Origin of the sequence: Pseudomonas sp. JV245A (genome assembly GCF_032424515.1) — a bacterium.
Taxonomy (GTDB): domain Bacteria; phylum Pseudomonadota; class Gammaproteobacteria; order Pseudomonadales; family Pseudomonadaceae; genus Aquipseudomonas; species Aquipseudomonas protegens.
In genome coordinates, this window is sequence record NZ_VYKE01000564.1 from 1 (window position 1) to 407 (window position 407).

Below are 407 nucleotides of genomic sequence, written 5' to 3' on the forward strand. Positions count from 1 at the left end.
CAGGGCGCGCTGGTATCGATCGCCCCGGAAGACGGGGCGATCCAGGCACTGGTGGGGGGCTTTGATTTTCAGCAAAGCAGCTTCAACCGCGTGCTGCAGGCCAAGCGTCAACCCGGGTCGAGCTTCAAGCCCTTCATCTACTGCGCGGCCCTCGACAGCGGCTACACCCCGGCGACCCTGGTCAACGATGCGCCCATTGTGGTGGGCGGCGGCGACGCCGGCCCGGTGTGGCGCCCGCAAAATGAGAACCGCACCTTCCTCGGGCCGATTCGCCTGCGCGAAGCCCTCAACCGTTCACGCAACATGGTCTCCATCCGCCTGCTGCAAGCCATGGGAGTGGAGCGGACCATCGACTACATCGCGCGCTTTGGTTTCAACCGCGAGGACCTGCCCCACAACCTGTCCCT

General features: G+C 65.4%; 1 protein-coding gene. It reads left to right on the forward strand.

The genetic code is table 11. The features are described 5' to 3' along the window. Nucleotides 1-407 (forward strand): penicillin-binding transpeptidase domain-containing protein (locus tag F6S12_RS33045; protein ID WP_315870028.1); only part of this gene is annotated, 407 nt, incomplete at both ends.